Consider the following 18,790-nt stretch of genomic DNA (forward strand, 5'->3'; position numbering starts at 1 on the left):
CGGGCAAACGGTGTAAATTGTGGCTTTCCAAACGCACCAAGGAACGCCATGACCATCAAAGCCATCCGCGACCAGTCGCAACCCATGCGCCACATCGTGCACGTGCGCGATCACATCATTTCCGCCGACGCCTCGGTCGCTGAAGGCGGCGGCGATGCCGGTCCCTCGCCGCACGACCTGTATGACGCGGCCCTGTCGGCCTGCAAGGCGCTCACGGTGGTCTGGTACGCCAAACACAAGGGCATTCCCCTGGAACATGTGGAAGTGTCGACCGAGCGCGATGCCAGCGAAGAGCGCAAGGGCGTGTACCGCCTGGCCGCCACCCTGCACCTGACCGGTGACTTGAGCGACGCGCAGCGCCAGGAATTGCTCGCCGCGGCCGGCAAATGCCCGCTGCATAAATTGATGACGGCTGTGACCACCGAAGTGACGACGGTGCTGGCATGAGCGCGGCCATCCTGAAAAGCCACGAAAAGGACCTGGGCGGCGGTTTCGTCGTGCGGCGTTTGCTGCCCTCGGCCGTCAAGCAGGCCGTCGGCCCTTTCATTTTCTTTGACCATTTCGGCCCCATCGACGTGGCGCCCGATGCCAACCACGACGTGCGTCCCCATCCGCATATCGGCCTGGCCACCGTCACCTATCTGTTCGAAGGTGCGATCGACCACCGCGACAGCATCGGCTCTTACCAGCGCATCGAGCCGGGTGCCATCAATTGGATGACGGCCGGGCGCGGCATCGTGCATTCCGAGCGCACGCCGCTCGACCTGGCGGGCCAGCCGCACCGCACGCACGGCTTGCAGCTGTGGGCCGCGCTGCCCAAGGCGCATGAAGAAGACGAACCAAGTTTCACGCACACGCCGCAGGCCGACATTCCTGTCGTGCCGCTCGATGGCTCCGTCGTGAAAGTGTTGATCGGCACGGCCTTTGGCCAGACCTCGCCCGTGCGCACCTACATGCAGACCTTGTACCTGGACGTGGCGCTGCAGGCGGGGCGCGAGTTGCGCCTGGAGGGCTTGCCGCCGGAAGCGGCGGTGTATCCGATCAGCGGGGACGTGCTGATCGATGGCGTGGCGCTGGTGCCGCATACCATGGCGCTGCTGGAGGCCGGCGCCGTGCCCGTGGTGACGGCAGGCAGCGGCCCGGTGCAATTCGTCGTCATCGGCGGCGAGCCGCTGGACGGCCACCGCTTCCTGTTCTGGAATTTCGTCTCGTCGAGCAAAGAGCGTTTGTCGCAGGCGGCCGACGACTGGAGCGCCCAGCGCATGGGACAAGTGCCGGGCGAGACGGAATTCATCCCGTTGCCGAAGGCGCCCCTGCGCCCGGCAACCTAGGCGCTTGGTTTAGAAGCGCGCGCGCAGGGTCAATGCGGCCTTGCGCGGCTCGCCGTAGAAATTGCCCCACGCCGGCGCACCGACCGTCTGGTAGTAGCGCTTGTCGAGCAGGTTCGTCACGGACAGTGCCGCCGTCCAGTTGCGGTCGATCTGCCAGGCGGCGCGCGCGCTCCACAGTGCATACGCGCCTTGCGCCACGGTCACGTCGCGCGTCACGCGCGAGCTCTGCGTCTGGAAGTTCACGCCGCCGCCCACGCTCCACTTCTGCAAGGCGCCGGGCAGGCGGTAGTCGCTCCACGCGCGCAGCATGTGGCGCGGCGAGTAGGTGCTGGCAAACATCACGCCCGCATTCGAGGTCTGCTCCAGGTACTTGAAATTGTTCAGGGTATAGCCGGCGAACAGCTGCCAGCCCGGCGCCACTTCGCCGCTGATTTCCGCATCGACGCCTTCACTGCGCACCTTGCCCGCCGAGAAATAGCACTCCGTGCCGCTGGAACAGGTGTTGACCAGGTCGAGCTCTGCGCGGTTGCGCTGCTCGATGCGGAACAGCGCCAGCGAGGCATTCACCTTGCCATCGAACAGCTCACCTTTCACGCCCAATTCCAGGTTGCGCCCCTTGAGCGGGTCGAGCAGGGCGCCTTCGGCCGTGCGCTGGTTTTGCGGCTGGAAGATGTCGGACACGCTGGCGTAGCCCGACCAGCGCTTGTCGAATGCGTAAATCACGCCGCCATATGGCGTGACGACGCCGTTTTCGCGGTACGGATCGATATACACCTCGCCCGTGTCGCGGTACACGCTGCTCCATTTGTAGTTCGACACGCGCGCGCCCGCCACCACGGTGAGCGGGTCGCTGACGCTGAAGCGGGCCACGCCATACGCGCCCGTCTGCGTCATCTTCGTTACACTGGGATCGCCCCGATAGCTGTTTTCACGGAACCAGGTGTCGCTCGGCTCGGCCACACCGCGATTCGGTTGCAGCGGGTTGTTCGGCTTCTGCAGCAGGGCCAGACTGAAATCGCTGTCGCTTTCCAGGCGGTTGGTGCTGACACCGGCGCTGAAACCGTGGCGGCGGCCGAAGGCGTTGAATTTGCCATCGAGCGACAGGTCGATGCCCTTGTTGGTGCTGCCGTAGTCGAAGACGCCGCCGTACATCATCATGCCGGCCATGGTGGCGGGATCGAGTGCACCCTGGCTGAACATGTATTTCACGTCATGCCGCTCGCGCGTGTAGTTGGCACTGGCTTTCAACGACCAGTCGGCATCGAAGCGGTGTTCGAATTCGGCGAAGACGGCCGTTTGCTTGCTATTCCAGCGGTTCCAGTCGGCGCCGAGGAAGGTCTCGCGGGGCAGTTTCGGGTCGCTGCCATCGCGGTAGCGGGGCATGCCCGAGAAAAATGGCGTTGACTTCAGTTTTTCATGGCTGGCGCCCGTCGTCAGTTTGCTGCCCGGCGCCAGGTCGAATTCCAGCACGCCGTACAGCACGTCGGTGCGGCTGTCGGCCACGTCATAGAAATAATCGCGCTGGTCGTGCGCGGCCACGGCGCGGCCGCGGATGCTGCCCGATTCGTTCAGGGGGCCGGTGACATCGACTTCGCCACGCACGTCGTTCCAGCGGCCCGCGCCGAGCGCCAGCTGTACCTGCTTTTCCGCCAGCGGGCGTTTGCGCACCATGTTGATGGCCGCACCAGGAGAGCCCGTGCCCTGCAGCAGGCCCGTGGCGCCGCGCACGATTTCCACGCGGTCGAGCATGGCTGTATTGCTGGTAAAGCTGTTCGCCTGCGGGTAGTACATGGCGCGGTTCACGCCGTCGAACTGGTACGTTTCGACCATGAAGCCGCGCGAATACACATAGCGTCCGCCCATCGGGCTGTCGTACATGGTGATGCCGGTGGTATTGGCCAGCACGGCATCGATGGTGTTGAGGTTCTGGTCGTCCATTTTCTGGCGCGTGACGACGCTGACGGATAGCGGAATCTCGCGCAGGGTTTGCACGCCCTTGCCGACGGTGACGGCGCGCGCCGCGTACGAGTTGCTGTGTTCACTGACAGGGTCGCGCTCCATGCTGGCGCTGACCATCACGGGCGCCATGGTCTTTTCCACGCCGGTCGCCGAGGCGGAGGTTGGCGCCGCCTGGCGCAGCACGTAGGCGCCGTTCGGCAACTGCAGCGCTTCCAGGCCGCTGCCGGCCAGCACCTGCGCAAAGCCCTGGCTGACGTTGAAGCTGCCGCGCACGCCGGCCGAGCGCAGGCCGCGCGTCTGAGAGGGATCGGTCGACAGGCTGACGCCGGCGGCGACGGCAAAATCGTTGAGGGCGGTGGCCAGCGGGCCGGCCGCAATGGCGTAGGCTTGCGGCGCGGTGGTGGCGGCCTGGCCTTGCGCCAGCGCGGGCGCGGCGAGGAAGGCGGCGGGGGCGGCGCACGCCATGGCGAGGACGGCCAGGCGGATGGCGCGCGCGGCGGGATGGAGGACGGGGGTGGTCAGCTGCATGCTCGGTCTTTCGGTTCAGGGTATGGTCAATGGAGGATGAATCGGCTACTTATCCATGAAGCCGAAGCAGCGCATCGAAACACCAACCCCTGGCGCAAAAAAACTGAAAATAATTATGCCGGCCGGGCCGACACCGTGGCCCAGTAGCGCGTGAAGTACGTCACTTGCAGGCCGTGCGAGGCGCACAGGCTTTCCAGTACGGCGTCGATATCGTCGAGGCGGTAGGTGCCCGTGACGGGACGCTGCGCCACCTTGGCGTCGCAGGCGAGGCGCCCGCGCCGGTAGCGCGCCAGTTCCCGCAGCAGTTGCTGCAGGGGCCAGTCGGCGGCCACCAGCATGCCGCGCAGCCAGCTGTCCTGGTGCGCTGGCATGGCCAGTACGGCTGCCAAGCCAGTGTCGGAGAAGCGCAACTGCTGGCCCGCTTCCAGGCGCCGCACGGCGTCCGGGCGCGCCGCGCAGCGCACTTCCACCGCGTGTTCGAAGACGCTGACGACGCTGCCGTCCGCATCGCAGCGCACGCCGAAGCGCGTGCCCAGCGCGCGGATCACGCCGTGCGGGGTGTCGACCAGGAAGGGGCGGGCATCGGATGCCGTCGTGATGATGATTTCGCCCTGGTGCAGGCGGATCCGACGCTGTGTGGCGCTGTAAGCGACATCCACGGCGCTATCCGTATTCATCTCCAGGCGCCCGCCATCGGCCAGGGGCACGTGGCGGCGGTGGCCCGGCGCCGTGCGCAAGGACGCCGTCAGGGCTTGCCATGGGCCCGATTGCAGGCCCGCCTGGCCCAGCGCGATGCCGCCGCCAGCCGCCACCAGCACGGCGAGTATCTTGGCGGCCGCGCGCCGGCGCTGCTGCGCCGCCTGCAGCGCGGGAATCGCCAGCGCTGTCGGTATCGCGCCCAGCTGGCCGTCCATGCGCTGCAGCAGCTGCCAGGCCCGTTCATGCTCGGCGCTGGCGTCGCGCCATGCCTGCACGGCGGCTGCGTCTGCACTGCCGCATTGGAGTTCCACATGCCAGTGGGCGGCGGCGGCCAGCACCTTGCGGGCGATAGGCGTGGAAGGGGCGGTGGTGGCGCCAAACATCAGCCGGCCGCCAGCAGCAGGCATTCCGTGTAGGCGCGCACCAGGTGCTTCTTGACGGTGGGCAGGGAGACACCGAGGCGTCGGCTGATGTCCACATAGCTGAGCTCTTCGATTTGCGCCAGCAGGAAGATGGTCCGCGTGCGCGCCCCGAGGCGGTCGAGCAGACGGTCGACTGCGAGCAGGGTTTCGATGATGATGGCATGCGTTTCGGCGCACATCGTTGTCGGCTCCGCCTGCTGCGCCAGCGCTTCCAGATAGGCGTGTTCCAGCGCCTGGCGCCGGTAGCGGTCGATCAGCAAGCCGCGTGCGATGGTTGCCAGGTAGCCGCGCGGCTCGCGCAGGGGCGCCAGCGGTGTCACCTCGCGTTTGCCCAGCAGGCGTAAAAACGTGTCCTGCGCCAGGTCGGCCGCCTCGGCGCGGTTGCCCAGCTTGCCGCGCAGCCAGCCATACAGCCAGCCGTGGTGTTCGCTGTACAGGGTGGTCAGGGGGCTGGCATAGGTGGGACTGACGGTGCTCACTGCGTTCTCCAGGCAAGGGATGAGCTGGGCTGACGGAACGCGGGGTGCCGGCTGGCTGGGCTGTTTGAGAATGATACTCATTATCACATTGCCATGCCGCCGGCGTCAATTGGCGTCAGCCGCCGAGGCGCCAGCGCTCTTGCCACTGTTGCAGATCCGCCCAGGTCGTCTGGAGTGCGCCAGCGGACCAGTGCAGCAGGCTGTCAAACGCCAGCACGGTGCGGCGCAGGTGGATGCCATCAAAAAACACGTGGTCGGCCACGACGGTGGCGGCCAGCCAGGCGGCGAGGATGACGATGATGTCGTGGCGGCCGCTTTTCCACCAGCGCAACGAGTGGCGGCGGAAAATCCACGGCACGCCCAGCGGATTGGGCCAGTCGGCCAGCAGATGCATGATGCCGCCTGCGGCAAAGCCGAACAGGGGCGGCGCCCACAGGTGGTGCGGCAATTGCAGATACGTGTAGACGAGCAGGGCGATCCAGGCCAGGCCCCAGTGCGTCCAGGTGCGGTGCGTGATCCACAGCCGGTGCGTGCGCGCCCACCAGGCCACTTCCAGCCAGTCCGGCGCCGTGCCGCCCAGTGCGCCCATGACAAAGGCGAGCATGCTCAGCACTTGGTAGGGGCCACCGGCGCCAGCGTGCGCGACCAGGGCCGCGGCGATCACGCCGGCAGCCCAACCGGTCGCATGATGCGCTTTGTTGGAAGCCATAGAAAATGTAAAACGCCATGCGGGCGTTGTGTGAAATACAGGGGGATATTAACTGGATGAATATACAGTATGCAAGGGCGTGGAGGGGTGCTATTTGCAGAATATCTGGCGATAATTTGTTAAATTATGTGTCGGCAGGGCCTGGCTAGCGGACTCGGCAAGTCATGCCGGGCGTTCAAGTGTGTTGTGCGGCTGATAATGTAATTGGCGCAGGGCGCGCTATGCTGAAAGTAGTCCCACGTTTTGAAGAGGTCTCGCCATGAAAATCCCGCGCGAATTGCAGATTCCCGCCATCGTGTTTACGCTGGAAGCGGTGTTTATTCTGGGCTTGTCGATGATTTTCCTTGTACTGGTACCCCGCTAGTGCCTTGCGGATAACTGCAGACTTACAACACTGAACAAAACCGTAGCGAGCGGAAGGGAGAGGTGGTCGAGAAGCGCAACCGTACTCTAGTACGGTGAGCATCGCAGGCCGCCTATACCGACGCGCAGTAGGTTTGGTTCAGTGTTTCTATGCGGTTAGCACACTATCGCACAGCGCCGCACCCTCGGTGCGGATGATCCAGCATTCCGGATACGGTTCGCTGGCGAAGCGGTTGTGCCGCGCGAAGCCGCTGAGTTTATCCAGAGCAGTGGCGGGGGCCAGCGCGGTTTCCTTGCCGCTGGCGGTATCGATATGCCAGAAACCGCCGTTGCGGTGAAATAGCACGGGCAGGCAGCTGGCCTGCGGCGTGGCCAGGTGGCTGGCCAGCGAAGGCTGGGCTTCCGGCAGCAGCAGGTAAAAGCATTCGGCGCGGGCGCCGTGGTCGATGCGGTGCAGGATCACGCCGTGCGCCAGGATGGCCGTGACGCTGAGCACGACGATGCCCTTGATGCTGGCAGACAATTCGATGCGCATGCCCAGGCGCAGGGCGACGGGTTTGTGCTTGCCGGGCCATACGCCGTCGAGCAGCACGCCATAGCGCGATACATCCTCGATTTCAAAACCTTGCCCGCTGCGCCGGATGATGGCATGGCGGCCCGACAGGCGGCGCGTCAGGCCGTTGTTGTCCTGGCCGTCGGGACTGAAATGGCTGAGCAGCACGTCCGCTTCCGGGTCCACCAGCTCGAAGCGGCCCAGCATGCATTCTTCCAGCGCGAACAGGCGGATCTGGCGCTGCTCGCCCGCTTCCGGCGCCGCATTGACGAGGCAGGCGGCCTGGCTCGGGTGCGGATGGCAGTGGTTGGCGGCGGGCAGGTCGACTTCGATCAACTCCTCGTCCCAGGCAATGGTGGTAAAGCCCATGTCGATCTTGCCTTGCGGCGCGGACAAGTCCACGTGGGCAATGCCGGCATTGCGCGCCGTCACGTCGAGGTTGCAGCCGTCGCCGCCCGTCACGCGGGCGATCGAGGCGTCGTCCGCCATCACGCGCACATTCTTGTGCGTGCTGAGGAAGATCTGGTGGATTTCCGTCAGCGTGGCGTCGCGGCGCGGCACCAGGATGACGAAGGTGCACACCCATTTTTGCGCCACGGCGCCATCGACATGGCTGTGCACTTCCACTTCGATCTGGTATTGCCCGTGTTCCTTGTTGCGCGAGGAAAACTCGACAAACACGGGGCGCCAGTCGCCGCGCGTGGTGCGCACGAAATCATGTTGCACGGCACCGCGCGGGATCAGATCCGAGCGCAGGCGCAAGGTCAACTGCGGTGCGCAGGCGGCGCTCATGCCGCGCAATTCCATCTTCAGGGTTTGCCGTCCGCCTGCCGCGCGCGGATCGAAGCCGCTGATGTGCAGGTGGGCTTGCACCGGCTGGTAGGCGGGCGGCACCGTTGCAGGCGCAACGGGCGCTGGCGTGAATGCCGGGGCGGCGGCCGCCGGTGAGGAGCGGCTTACCGTTTGAATGGCAGCATCGCGAATAACAGTATCACGAGTATCAGAATCATGCGCAGGGGCGTGCGAAAGCGCCGTTGCCGATGGCTCGGAACGGGCGCTGCGCAGTGCGGTCAACAGGTCGTAGCTGCTGGGAGCAGTCGTCGCTTGCGGGTGGTTGCCCGCACAGACTGTATCCCCAGGCAAGACCCAGAACGTACAGTGCGGGTGCTCCGGGTTGCTGCATTTTTTCATGACATTCTGACTCGAATCGAGCGGGGACATTTCGCCCTCTGTTCTACATGAGAGCTTACGCGCTTTTGCGCCTGCTTGGCAACTTTCGCGGCCCCGGAATGCGCACTTTTTGCCCAAATTCATGTCCCTGGTCACCCCCCTTCATATATGCCATGGAAACTATTGCTCAAAAACACATATTATGTTTTTCTGGATATGTTATTTTGATATTGCATGGAATCGCTTCCCATCAATGCGCGTGCGCGCCGGCCGGGCATTTTTACGCCCGCGATGCGAGCCTGGGGCGTTTTGCATTATGCTGGCCGTTCCCCCTAACGCTTGAATCGAGAGAAGAGCATGCCTGTCCAACGCCCGCTACAGCTTGTCATTGCCTATGGCGCCACCTTGTGCGTCTTCCTGGCCATCGATGCCCTGTGGCTGGCGGTGCTGATGAAGCCTGTGTACGCGGCGGCGCTGGGGCCGCTGCTGGCGGAGTCTCCGCGCTGGGCGCCGGCCGTGTTGTTTTATATGCTGTACGTGGCGGGGCTGCTGGTCTTTGCCATCTTGCCCGGACTGCGCGCGCGCCGCGGGCGCACGGCGGCGGCGCTGGGTGCGCTGCTTGGACTGCTTGCCTATGGCACCTATGATTTGAGCAACTATGCCACCTTGCGCGACTGGCCGCTGGGCCTGACGGCGATCGACATGACCTGGGGCGCCGTGCTGTCGGCCGTGTCGGCGACGGCCGGTTATCTGGCTGCTAGCCGCCTGGGGCGCTGAACGCCGCATCGAAGCGCAGCGCGAGCAAGGTAATGTTGTCGCTATGTAAACCTGTTGGCGGATCGGAGAGGAAGTCGTCGAACAGGGCGCTGACGGCCTGGGCAGCACTCTTGCCGGCACACAAGGCGGGCCAGCGGGCCGTGAGCGCCAGCGGATCGTCACAGGCCCAGAAGCCGTCGCTGGCCAGCACATAGTGGGCGCCGGGGCGCACGCGCAGCACGCGGCGGTCGCCCAGGTGCGCCAGGAAGGGTGGCAAGGTGGATGCATCGAGGCCGCGCAGGGGCTTGTCGAGCTGCAAGCTGTCGCTTAGGGCGTTGCCTAAAATAAATGCCTGCGAGATTTGCGGATGGTGCTCGCCGTGCACGGCGGCGCGCCAGCGCGTCTCGTCGAGCGCGCCGCGCATGGCGTACACGGTGGCCGGCACGTGGTCGATGGTGAGGATGCTGGCCACGCCATCGGCAAGTTCATACAGGCGCGAATCGCCCACGTGATACAGCAGCGGCGCTTCGCCGGGCGGCACTTCCAGCAAGGTCAGGGTGGTGCCGGGCGGACGCGCCTGGGCGGGCGTGCTCCTGGCGAAACCATCCTGCAAGCGCGTGTGCAGAGCATCGAGCCTGGCTGCCAGGCTGGCCGTGTCGAGGCAGGCAGGCATGGCCAGCAAGCCTTGCACGGCCGCTTCCGCCGCTTCGCGCCCCTGGCCGTGGCCGCCCATGCCGTCGAGCACGGCTGCGCGCACATGGCCGCGCGGCCAGCCCGGCACCTGGCAGTGGAATGGCGCCTGCCGCGACAGGCAGACGGCGTGGCCGCTGGCATCGATCAGCAGGAAGTTGTCCTGGTTCTCGCGCCGCGGCACGGGGCCGGCGCCCATGCTGCTGCCGGCGGCGGCATCGAGCCAGGGGCCGAAGTCAAGCGCGTCTTTGATTAAATGCATCGGTTGAACGGTCCAGGCGGCCAGCAATGTTGATCATAGGACACAGCTTAGCCGAAATTGTGCAGGGGCGATACCTTGCTTATCTAACAAAAAAACCTGCGGCAGCAGGCTGGCGCAGGTTTTTCATGGTGCAGGGCGGCGCTTAACGGCGATGGCCCCAGCCGTGGCCGTGGCCGCGGTCATGGTAGTCTCGGTCATAGTAGTCGCGGCGGCCATGGTCGCGGTAGTAGCCGCGGCCCGGTTGCACGTAGACGACAGCCGGTGGGCCGTAGTAGCGTGGTGGCGGCGCGTAATACACGGGCTGCGGTGCCGGCGCGTAGTACACCGGTTGCGGCGCAGGCGCGTAATAGGTTTCGCGGTAGCCGCCGCGATAGCCGCCACGGTCATAATGGCGGTCATTCGTGCTGATGCTGTTGCCGACGGCGGCGCCAAGCACGCCACCGACGATCGCGCCATTGCGCCCGCCGGTGCTGTTGCCAATGGCAGCTCCGACAACGGCGCCTGCAACGGTATTGAAGTCGCGGTCGCCGGCGACTGCGGCCGAAGACACAGCCACTGCAGCTACCATTACCGCACCCAGGAGTTTCTTGTTCAACATGGCATTTCCTTCCATTCCGGCGAGATCACAATGATCTGCATGGACTGGACTATAGCTGCTGTCACCAGCTTGTTCCACGTCTAATACAACTTCTTACATTCCTGCCCCGATGGTAACAAGTCAGCGCAGGCGCGCCTGCCATTCGGGCCGCAGCAGGCTGTACATTTTGACATCGCGCATCGCGCCATTGATAAAAAACGCCTGGCGCATCAAGCCTTCCTCGGTAAAGCCGTTCTTTTGCGCGATGCGCTCGGAGCCGATGTTCAGCGGGTCCATCAGCAGCTCCAGCCGATGATACGCATAGGCGTTGAACAGGTAATCGACCACCAGGCGCGTCGCTTCGCTGATGTAGCCGCGCCCGTCCCGCTGCCGGTCGAACAGGCGGTAACCGATCTCGCGCGAGGCTGGCGTGCGGCTCTTGAAGTGCGTGATCGTGCCGATGATGTGCTGGGCTTTGTCTTCGATGAGGAACAATTCGCTGTCCTCGGTGACAAAACCCGATTGCAGGAAGTCGCGCCGCATGGCCTCGGGCGACTTGAATTGCATCGAGAAAAACTCGCCGCGCGAGGGCAGGTCGTTGACGAGGGAAATATAGGCATTCAGGTCGGCGGCCTGCACATGCCGGACGTTACAGAGTGTTCCCTTGAGCATGGCGGTATCCGGTAGCGATCACGATCTTGATGGTAATCGACTCCGGGGGGAGAGGCAATCGATCCCGTAAAAGTTGCTGCAACGACAGAATAAATACGCTATCGTAGAAAGCCGCGCCTTGCCCCTGGCCACGGCGTATCCGCTTCGACCTCGTTGACTGGAATTGACATTACATGCATAGCATCCTGACTGGCGCGCCACTGCGCCGTTCCGCTTTATTCATCGCCCTTGGCTGCGCTGTCAGCGCCGGCGCCTTTGCCGCCGCGCCAGGTAATGCGCCGCAAGCGCTGGCGCAGGTGCGCGACACGGCGCTGCACAGCGACTGGGCGTATGCGCGCCTGGCCGACATGACGGATCTGATCGGCCCGCGCCTGTCCGGCTCCGCCGGCGCGGCCGCCGCCGTGCAGCAGGTGGCCGACACCATGCGCCAGCTGGGCGCTACCGTCACCTTGCAGCCCGTGAAAGTGCCGCACTGGGTGCGCGGCGTGGAAACGGCGGAAATCGTCGATTATGCGGGCCGTCCGCAGGGGGTATCGCAGCGCGTGGTGCTGACCGCCCTGGGCGGTTCGGGCGCCACGCCGGCCGCCGGCCTGACGGCGCCCCTCATCATCGTCAAAAGCTTCGAGGAACTCAAGGCGCGCGCGGCGCAAGTGAAGGGCGCCATCGTGCTGATCGACACGCCGTTCGACCAGGAGATGGCCGAGCGGGGTCTGGCCGGCGTCACCTACGGCCAGGGCTCGCGCTTCCGTTTCAATGGACCGAAGGCGGCGGCCGATCTGGGCGCCGCCGCCGCGCTGGTGCGCTCGATCGGCGGCGCGAACTTCCGCATCCCGCATGCGGGCGCCACGGGCCTCGATGACAACAAGCGCATTCCCGCCGCCGCCGTCACCGTGGAAGACGCCTTGCTGATCGGCCGCCTGGCCGCACGCGGCCCGATGAAAATGCACCTGACCCTGACGCCACAAAACCTGCCCGAGGCGGACAGCTACAACGTCATCGCCGACTGGCCGGGCACGGACAAGGCCGACGAAGTGGTGGTGGTCTCGGGCCACCTCGATTCCTGGGACCTGGCGACGGGCGCGCACGACGACGGCGCCGGCGTGGTGGCGGCCATGGGCGTGGTGGAAACCCTGAAAAAGCTCGACTACCGCCCGCGCCGCACCATCCGCGTGATCGCCTGGATGAACGAGGAAAACGGCGGGCGTGGCGGCCAGGCCTATTTCGAGGCCCACAAGCAGGCGCTCGGCAAACAATATGCGGCCATCGAGATGGATAGCGGCGCTGGCCGTCCGTTCGGCATCAAGGCCAGCGTGGGGCCGAAGGCGGAAAAACTGTTTGCGCCGTTGCTGGCCGTCCTGCAACCGATGGGCGCGCACGCGTTCACGCGCCGCGACGCGCTGGGCACGGGCGACTTGCACCGCCTGGAAACGGGCGGCGTGCCCAGCTTCGAGCCGCTGGTCGACAGCCACAGCTACTTCCACTACCACCATACGCCGGCCGACACGCTGGACAAGGTCGACCCGGATAACCTGAAGCGCAACGTGGCGCTGATGTCATCGCTGGCCTGGTTCCTGGCCAATATCGACGGCGAGATCGGCCGCGCGCCGGAGCAGGGCGAGTAAGCGCCAATGTCGCTACCCGATCTGAACCTGTTGATCACCCTTGACGTGCTGCTGGCCGAAGGCAGCGTCACGCGCGCGGCGCGGCGCTTGCGTTTGAGCCCCTCGGCCATGAGCCGCGCCCTGGCGCGTCTGCGCGAGACGACCGGCGATCCGTTGCTGGTGCGCGCCGGGCGTGAACTGGTGCCCACGCCGCGCGCGCTGGAGCTGCGCGCAAGAGTGGGGCCCCTGTTAGGCGAGGTGCTGGCCGTACTGCGTCCGGCGGAGCAGCTGGACCCGCGCCAGCTGGCGCAAACATTTACGCTGCGTTCGAGCGACGGTTTCGTGGAAAATTTCGGCCCGGCGCTGCTGGCGCACATCGGCGCACAGGCGCCTGGCGTGCGTCTGCGCTTCGTGCAAAAGGTCGACCGGGAAAGTGTGCAGCTGCGCGAGGGCAGCATCGACCTGGAGACGGGCGTGATCGGCAGTCTTACCAGCCCTGAAGTGCGCACGCGCAGGCTGTTCGGCGACCGTTTCGTGGGCGTGGTGCGCAGCGGCCATGCGCTGGCGCAGGGCGACATCAGCGCCGAGCGTTATGCGGCCGGCCAGCACGTGCTGGTGGCGCGGCGCGACCAGGATACGGGACCGATGGACGACGCCCTGGCCGCGCTGGGACTGCAGCGCACGATCGCCAGCATCGTCGGCGGCTTTACGGCGGCGCTGGCGCTGGCCGCCGGCTCCGACCTGATCGCCACCGTGCCGGAACGGCATACGGGCAATCTGCGCGCCGGTATGTTCAGTTTTGCGCTGCCGCTAGGCATGCCCGACCTGACCGTGTCGCTGATGTGGCATCCACGCATGGATGCCGACCCTGCCCACCGCTGGCTGCGCGGCTGCGTGGTCGACGCCTGCGCGGCCCGGATCAACGCCAGTTGATGCCGCCGGCAGCGGCAGGTCAGGGCTTGCTCAGAGCGCGGCCGAGCACGAAAATGGCCAGCGCGGCGAGTATCAGCGCGCTGGCGACGGCAAAGCTGGCGTGCATGCCACGGATCATGGCGGCTGGCTGGGCGCCGGTGATATCGCCGGCGCTGGCAGCGAAGACGGCGCCCATCACGGAGGCGCCCGTGACGAGGCCCAGATTGCGCGACAGATTGAGCATGCCGGAGATAACGCCGCGCTGATCGGGAACGATGTCGCCCATCACGGCGGTATTGTTGGCGGCCTGGAACAGCGCGTAGCTGGCCGTGAGCAGCATGATGGGCGCGACATAGCCTGGAATACCCAGGCTGGCGGGCAGCAGGGCCAGCGCCAGGCAGGCGCCGGCCGCGCCGCACAGGCCCGCGCCGCCCATGCGCTGTGCGCCGTAGCGGTCCACCAGCCAGCCGGACGGCACGCCGCAGAACGCCGCCACCAGCGGCCCGGCCGCCAGCACCATGCCGGTGACGGCGGCGCCCAGGCCCAGGCCGCGCGCCAGGTAGAAGGGACCGACCACCAGGGTGGACATCATGACCGTCGAGACCAGCATGCTGGTCGCCAGGCCGGCGCTGAGCACGGGCGCGCGCAGCATGGCCAGGCGTATCAGCGGCGCCGGCGCCTTCAGTTCGACGCGGACGAACAGGATGGCGCCGACGCAGGCGGCCAGCAGCAGCGCCGCGTTGCGCACGCCGAAATGGCCGCGGCCCAGGGTCATGGCCAGCGCATACGTGCCCAGGGTCAGCGCCAGCAGCACGGTGCCGCGGTGGTCGAATACGGGACGCTTGGCGTGCGCGCCGCGCTGGTCGGCCGGCAGGTAGCGCCAGGCCAGCAGCAGCGCCACGGCAGCCAGCGGCACGTTGACGAGGAAAATGGCTTGCCAGCCGAAGTGCGCGATCAGCAGGCCGCCCAGCGCGGGGCCGAGCGTGGTGCCGACCGCCGACATGGTGCCGAGCAGGCCCATGGCGCTGCCCGTCCTTGCCTTGGGCACGGTGCTGCCGACAAAGGCCATGGTCAGCGCCATCATGACGGAAGCGCCCAGGCCTTGCAGGGCGCGCGCGGCAACCAGCAGCCACAAGGTGGGCGCCAGGGCGCACAGGATGGAGGCAAGGGCAAACAGCGCGATGCCGGCCAGCAGCAGGCGGCGCCGGCCGAGCATGTCGCCGAGCCGCCCCACGCTGACGATCAGGGCGGTGATGGCCAGCAGATACGCCAGCACGATCCATTGCACATCCTGGAACGGTGCCTGCAGGGCCTTGGCCATGTCGGGCAAGCCCACGTTGGCGATGCTGGTGCCCAGCGCGGGCAGCAGCATCGCCAGGGACAGGCTGGCAAGCGCGCCGTGCATGGGCATTGTGACGCTATCGGCCTGAGTGGTCTGCTGGCCGGGCGGTACGGGTTTTGACGGTGGTTGCATGGCGTGGCTGATCCTCGAATAGGGTCACCACATGGTACTGAGGGATATGGCATGGCGGAAGACGCATCATTTGCATTGTGTTATTGCGTTTGACGCCATGTGAGGAGCGGTGCCTTCGGACTTCAATCTGAATAACCCTGCATAGCGTCCGCCGTGTCGTGGCGGATGCCCCACCACGGCAGATACGCATGGTTTTCGCCGCGCGCGCGGAACCACGGCTGGTCGTGATTGATGGGCCGCACCGTGGCGGGCGGCGACACCAGCACGCCCATGACGCTGGCAGGATCGCTGGTGCCCGCCACCAGCACGCTCTTGCCGACGTGGTTCGCATGGGCGATGCCCAGGGCGACATTGGTCAGCGCCGTGCCGGCGCCCATCTCGCCCAGCAGCGCCGGCGTATTGAAGGTCTGCGGCAGGAAGTCGAATTCCGTCACCTCCAGGGTCAGCGCCTGCGCCAGCTGGCCCAGCCGGTCGGAGGAGCTGGGCAACGTCCTGTTGGCGTCGTGGATGACGTAGCCGATGTCGGTCTCCGTCTTGCCGCCCTGGCGCGCCGCTTCGGAAAATAGCGCCTGCCACGCCTGCACGGCGCGCGGCGGCTTGTCCTTGGCCAGTTCAAAGTCCGCCACATTTTTCGTGGCCGGATAGCCTATCCACGCCAGCGCCGCCCGCTCCGTTTTGTAATCAGGGCCGGCCAGCACCAGCAGCACGAGGTTTTCATTGATCTGCATGGTTTTCGGCCGGCTCGGCGCATCCCAGTTCATGACCCATACGGTTTGCTGCGGATGCGCTTCCAGGTAGGCCAGCGCGGCTTGCAGGGAGACGAAGCCCGCATTGTTGCCACCCAGGGTGATGCGCACGTCGGGTGGGGTGGCGCGGGTCCAGAGGGTGGGGAAATTGACATTGCCGATGTTGAAGGTGTCGGTGATGCGTTCGCGCGTAGTGTTTCTTGCCTCTTCTGGGTCCAACTTACCCGCAGGCAGGGCATATTCCACGCGGATGCCTGCCAGTTCCCGCCAGTTCTGTTTTTGATCCTTGGGATAGACCCGATAAAAGTAGGTGGGACTGGAGTAGTAAATGTCATGAAATAGGCTGGTTAATTTCCGCACATATTTATAGTGATAGCCCTTGAACGTTTCCGTGCCATCGAGATCGTGAGCAATGGGGGCGACGGCCTGCAAGGTACTGAAGCCCCTGGGATCCGTCCTGACCATATCGTCATTTTCGTTGGGCTTGGCCAATCCCAACGTCCATAGCAGCTGCCACTCGGTCGGATAGTCGAGCCGCTGCAGGGGATTGAGCCACTGCAGGCCCACCACTTGTGCCCGGAAGGGAGCGTGGGCAGTGTTTCTTGGGAGATCGTCTTCTTTCTGCGCAGGTTTCATGGCGCATGCCGTCAATAGCGCAAATAGGGAGAAAGCGGCGAGCATGGGCAGCGCATGGCTGAACAAGGTCGTGCCTTCGGCTTCGGCGAGCAGGATGCAATTGCTATCGAGCGTAGGGTCGGGCGACATGCGGGCGCTCCGTCAGCGTCAAGCAGGAAAAGGCGGCGCCAAAGTGAACTCAGGCAATCTGCACTGTATGCGGATTGCCTTAGGTGGAACTTGCGTGGTGTCAAGAAAGGCGGTGCGAGGGGCGGGGAGTGCCCCAGGCAATCAGATCGCGTTCAGCGGTATTTTGAGGTAGCGCACGCCGTTGTCTTCCGGCTCGGGCAGCTTGCCCGCGTTGATGTTGACCTGGATGGCGGGCAGGATCAGGGTCGGCATGTCCAGTGTGGCGTCGCGGCCCGTGCGCATGGCCACGAACTGTTCTTCCGTGATGCCGTCGCGCAAGTGGATGTTGCTGGCGCGCTGTTCCGCCACCGTCACTTCCCAGCGCGGCGCGCGGCCGTTCGGTGGATAGTCGTGGCACATGAACAGCCGCGTTTGCGGCGGCAGCGCCAGCAGGCGCTGCACGGAGCGGTATAACAGGGACGCGGAGCCCCCTGGAAAGTCGCAGCGGGCCGAACCCACGTCCGGCATGAACAGGGTGTCGCCGACGAAGACGGTGTCGCCGATCTGGTAAGCCAGGTCGGCCGGCGTATGGCCGGGCACGTGCAGCGCGCGCACTTCCAGCTTGCCGATATGAAACACCTGGTCGGGCGCGAACAGCTGGTCGAACTGCGAGCCGTCGGCCCTGGCGTCATCCTGGTGGTAGACGGCCGCGAACGCCTGCTGCACCGTCTGGATGGCGGCACCGATGGCCACGTCGCCGCCCAGCTGCTGTTGCAGGTAGGGCGCGGCGGACAGGTGATCGGCATGCGCGTGGGTTTCCAGCAGCCAGCGGCACTGCAAGCCGTGTTCGCGCACGAAGGCGATCACCTTGTCGGCCGAGGTGGTCGAGGTGCGGCCCGCTTTCGGGTCGTAGTCGAGCACGGAATCGATGATGGCGCAGTCCTGGCCATCGGCCTCGTACACAACATAGGTGACGGTGGCGGTGGCGGGATCGAAGAAAGCTTGGATTTGTGGGGTCATCGCGGCGGCAAAGTACGGACAGGGAAGGGCATTATATCGCCAGAGTGCGCCAAAAAAATGCTGAGAATTGACCTTTGGCATGCGAAAAACAGATAAGGAGTGCGCGGCAGTCGTGCGCACCCTGGCGCTTGCAGCGTGGTAACCTCATCCTACAAGGAGAAATTCATGAACGATATTACTGCACGCAGCGAACAGTACCGCGGTTTTACGATTTCGGTGACCCCGCAAAAGGACAACGACGATTTATGGGATTTTACCTACCACCTGCAGCGCGAGGGCGAGAGCGCGGCGCAAGCGATCACGCGCAGCCGCACCCTGGGCGGCTATGCGGCGCCTGAGACGGCTTGCACGGCCGGGATAGAAGTGGCCAGGACGGAAGTGGATAATCTGTTGCGTCCTTGAGCCAGCGTAAATCGTTTAGCCGGAAAGTCAGCCTGACCGCACGCTGGCGCCTGAAACACGTCGCTAGCGGTCGCGCTTCATGCTACGATTTCCACTATTGAGTCAGTCACGAAGGAGGCACCCCATGGAAAACAGTTCTAAAATTCACTATAAAGGCTGGGAAATCGTTCCCCTGGCCGTGCCCACCACCGATGGCAAATGGTCTGCCAGCTGCGACATCGAACGCGCCACAGCGGAAGGCCTGGAAGTATTCGAAGGCTCGACCATGCAGTTCGTGCGCGACGACGAGGATGGCGCCATTGCCGCCGCCTGCGAAGAAGCCGTGCGCCAGATCGACAACATCATCGCCAATCCGCTGGTGCGGCTGGCTTAGTTCCAGCATTTCCAGCAAACCTGCAGCCGGCGCCCGCCGGCTGTTTTTTTATGTGCGCGCCCGCCGTCCCGTCCGGAGTTCCGCCCGGTGGCAGTCTGGTATGTTTCATGTTTCAATGTTTCAAATGGAATGATTGAAACATATTTGAAACATCATTGACATGCATCGTGACATGCTTGTTCCCTTGCGTGACACTGCACGCCATGCCGATACATGGCCGTTTCCCCCTTATCTCACTGCGTACTGGCGTACTTTCCGGGTGGACGCGCGGCCCTGGCACGGCATTTGCAATAGTGATGCTCATAGCAAGTCCATGAAACATTCGGGACGACCCGAATCCCATAAGGT

General features: G+C 65.0%; 18 protein-coding genes. 7 read left to right on the forward strand and 11 right to left on the reverse strand.

All coding sequences use genetic code 11. The annotated features are described in order from the left end of the window. Positions 1-48: 48 nt before the first annotated feature. Together ACP7EG_RS04860 and ACP7EG_RS04865 are read left to right on the forward strand one after the other, a co-directional pair. Positions 49-447: an OsmC family protein gene (locus tag ACP7EG_RS04860; protein WP_099763291.1), complete on the forward strand. Its 399-nt coding sequence runs from the start codon at positions 49-51 to the stop codon at positions 445-447. Further along, positions 444-1,331: a pirin family protein gene (locus tag ACP7EG_RS04865; protein WP_426086645.1), complete on the forward strand. Its 888-nt coding sequence runs from the start codon at positions 444-446 to the stop codon at positions 1,329-1,331. The genes ACP7EG_RS04860 and ACP7EG_RS04865 overlap by 4 nt, the downstream gene beginning before the upstream one ends. 9 nt (positions 1,332-1,340) lie before the next feature. Here the strand turns inward: ACP7EG_RS04865 and ACP7EG_RS04870 are convergent, their stop codons facing one another. The 5 genes from ACP7EG_RS04870 to ACP7EG_RS04890 form a co-directional block, all read right to left on the reverse strand. Beyond that, positions 1,341-3,818, reverse strand: coding sequence for a TonB-dependent siderophore receptor (locus tag ACP7EG_RS04870; protein ID WP_426086646.1), 2,478 nt, complete (start codon positions 3,816-3,818; stop codon positions 1,341-1,343). Between the two features lie 113 nt (positions 3,819-3,931). Then, the gene (locus tag ACP7EG_RS04875) at positions 3,932-4,900 is read right to left on the reverse strand and encodes a FecR domain-containing protein (protein WP_426086648.1); all 969 of its coding nucleotides are present in this window, start codon (positions 4,898-4,900) and stop codon (positions 3,932-3,934) included. Further along, positions 4,900-5,418: a sigma-70 family RNA polymerase sigma factor gene (locus ACP7EG_RS04880; protein ID WP_426086649.1), complete on the reverse strand. Its 519-nt coding sequence runs from the start codon at positions 5,416-5,418 to the stop codon at positions 4,900-4,902. Before ACP7EG_RS04880 ends, ACP7EG_RS04875 begins: the two co-directional genes overlap by 1 nt. 115 nt (positions 5,419-5,533) lie before the next feature. After that, a complete protein-coding gene (locus ACP7EG_RS04885) occupies positions 5,534-6,127 on the reverse strand; it encodes a metal-dependent hydrolase (protein WP_426086650.1) in 594 nt (197 codons plus the stop codon). Positions 6,128-6,638: 511 nt separating this feature from the next. Further along, the gene (locus ACP7EG_RS04890; protein WP_426086651.1) at positions 6,639-8,264 is read right to left on the reverse strand and encodes an FHA domain-containing protein; all 1,626 of its coding nucleotides are present in this window, start codon (positions 8,262-8,264) and stop codon (positions 6,639-6,641) included. 306 nt (positions 8,265-8,570) lie between these two features. On the opposite strand from ACP7EG_RS04890, the gene ACP7EG_RS04895 reads away from it, so the two are divergent. After that, positions 8,571-8,990: a DUF2177 family protein gene (locus tag ACP7EG_RS04895; RefSeq protein WP_426086652.1), complete on the forward strand. Its 420-nt coding sequence runs from the start codon at positions 8,571-8,573 to the stop codon at positions 8,988-8,990. Here ACP7EG_RS04895 and ACP7EG_RS04900 read toward each other — a convergent pair. The 3 genes from ACP7EG_RS04900 to ACP7EG_RS04910 form a co-directional block, all read right to left on the reverse strand. Next, the gene (locus ACP7EG_RS04900; protein ID WP_426086653.1) at positions 8,971-9,921 is read right to left on the reverse strand and encodes a PP2C family protein-serine/threonine phosphatase; all 951 of its coding nucleotides are present in this window, start codon (positions 9,919-9,921) and stop codon (positions 8,971-8,973) included. The two genes, ACP7EG_RS04895 and ACP7EG_RS04900, sit on opposite strands and share 20 nt — an antisense overlap. 142 nt (positions 9,922-10,063) lie before the next feature. Beyond that, a complete protein-coding gene (locus ACP7EG_RS04905; protein WP_426086654.1) occupies positions 10,064-10,519 on the reverse strand; it encodes a glycine zipper 2TM domain-containing protein in 456 nt (151 codons plus the stop codon). A gap of 120 nt (positions 10,520-10,639) precedes the next feature. After that, on the reverse strand, positions 10,640-11,170 hold the full coding sequence (locus ACP7EG_RS04910; protein ID WP_298414566.1) for a GNAT family N-acetyltransferase: 531 nt from the start codon (positions 11,168-11,170) through the stop codon (positions 10,640-10,642). Between the two features lie 173 nt (positions 11,171-11,343). Between ACP7EG_RS04910 and ACP7EG_RS04915 the strand changes: the two genes are divergently transcribed. Together ACP7EG_RS04915 and ACP7EG_RS04920 are read left to right on the forward strand one after the other, a co-directional pair. Further along, entirely contained in the window at positions 11,344-12,792 is a 1,449-nt protein-coding gene (locus ACP7EG_RS04915; RefSeq protein WP_426086655.1) for a M20/M25/M40 family metallo-hydrolase, read from the forward strand. Positions 12,793-12,798: 6 nt separating this feature from the next. Beyond that, a complete protein-coding gene (locus tag ACP7EG_RS04920) occupies positions 12,799-13,704 on the forward strand; it encodes a LysR family transcriptional regulator (protein ID WP_426086656.1) in 906 nt (301 codons plus the stop codon). Between the two features lie 19 nt (positions 13,705-13,723). Here the strand turns inward: ACP7EG_RS04920 and ACP7EG_RS04925 are convergent, their stop codons facing one another. The 3 genes from ACP7EG_RS04925 to ACP7EG_RS04935 form a co-directional block, all read right to left on the reverse strand. Continuing rightward, positions 13,724-15,157 carry an MFS transporter gene (locus ACP7EG_RS04925; RefSeq protein ID WP_426086657.1) on the reverse strand — a complete coding sequence of 478 codons (1,434 nt, stop codon included), beginning with the start codon at positions 15,155-15,157 and terminating at the stop codon, positions 13,724-13,726. A 122-nt stretch (positions 15,158-15,279) separates the two neighbouring features. Then, on the reverse strand, positions 15,280-16,668 hold the full coding sequence (locus ACP7EG_RS04930) for a virulence factor (RefSeq protein WP_426086658.1): 1,389 nt from the start codon (positions 16,666-16,668) through the stop codon (positions 15,280-15,282). 141 nt (positions 16,669-16,809) lie between these two features. Further along, on the reverse strand, positions 16,810-17,667 hold the full coding sequence (locus ACP7EG_RS04935) for an MBL fold metallo-hydrolase (RefSeq protein ID WP_426086659.1): 858 nt from the start codon (positions 17,665-17,667) through the stop codon (positions 16,810-16,812). Between the two features lie 165 nt (positions 17,668-17,832). On the opposite strand from ACP7EG_RS04935, the gene ACP7EG_RS04940 reads away from it, so the two are divergent. Both ACP7EG_RS04940 and ACP7EG_RS04945 read left to right on the forward strand, forming a co-directional pair. Continuing rightward, positions 17,833-18,069, forward strand: a complete 237-nt coding sequence (locus ACP7EG_RS04940; protein ID WP_426055210.1) for a hypothetical protein — start codon at positions 17,833-17,835, stop codon at positions 18,067-18,069. 124 nt (positions 18,070-18,193) lie between these two features. Beyond that, positions 18,194-18,442, forward strand: coding sequence for a hypothetical protein (locus ACP7EG_RS04945; RefSeq protein ID WP_096236077.1), 249 nt, complete (start codon positions 18,194-18,196; stop codon positions 18,440-18,442). The last annotated feature ends 348 nt before the right edge of the window (positions 18,443-18,790 follow it).

Source organism: Janthinobacterium sp. PSPC1-1 (genome assembly GCF_049897625.1).
Lineage (GTDB): Bacteria > Pseudomonadota > Gammaproteobacteria > Burkholderiales > Burkholderiaceae_D > Janthinobacterium > Janthinobacterium tructae.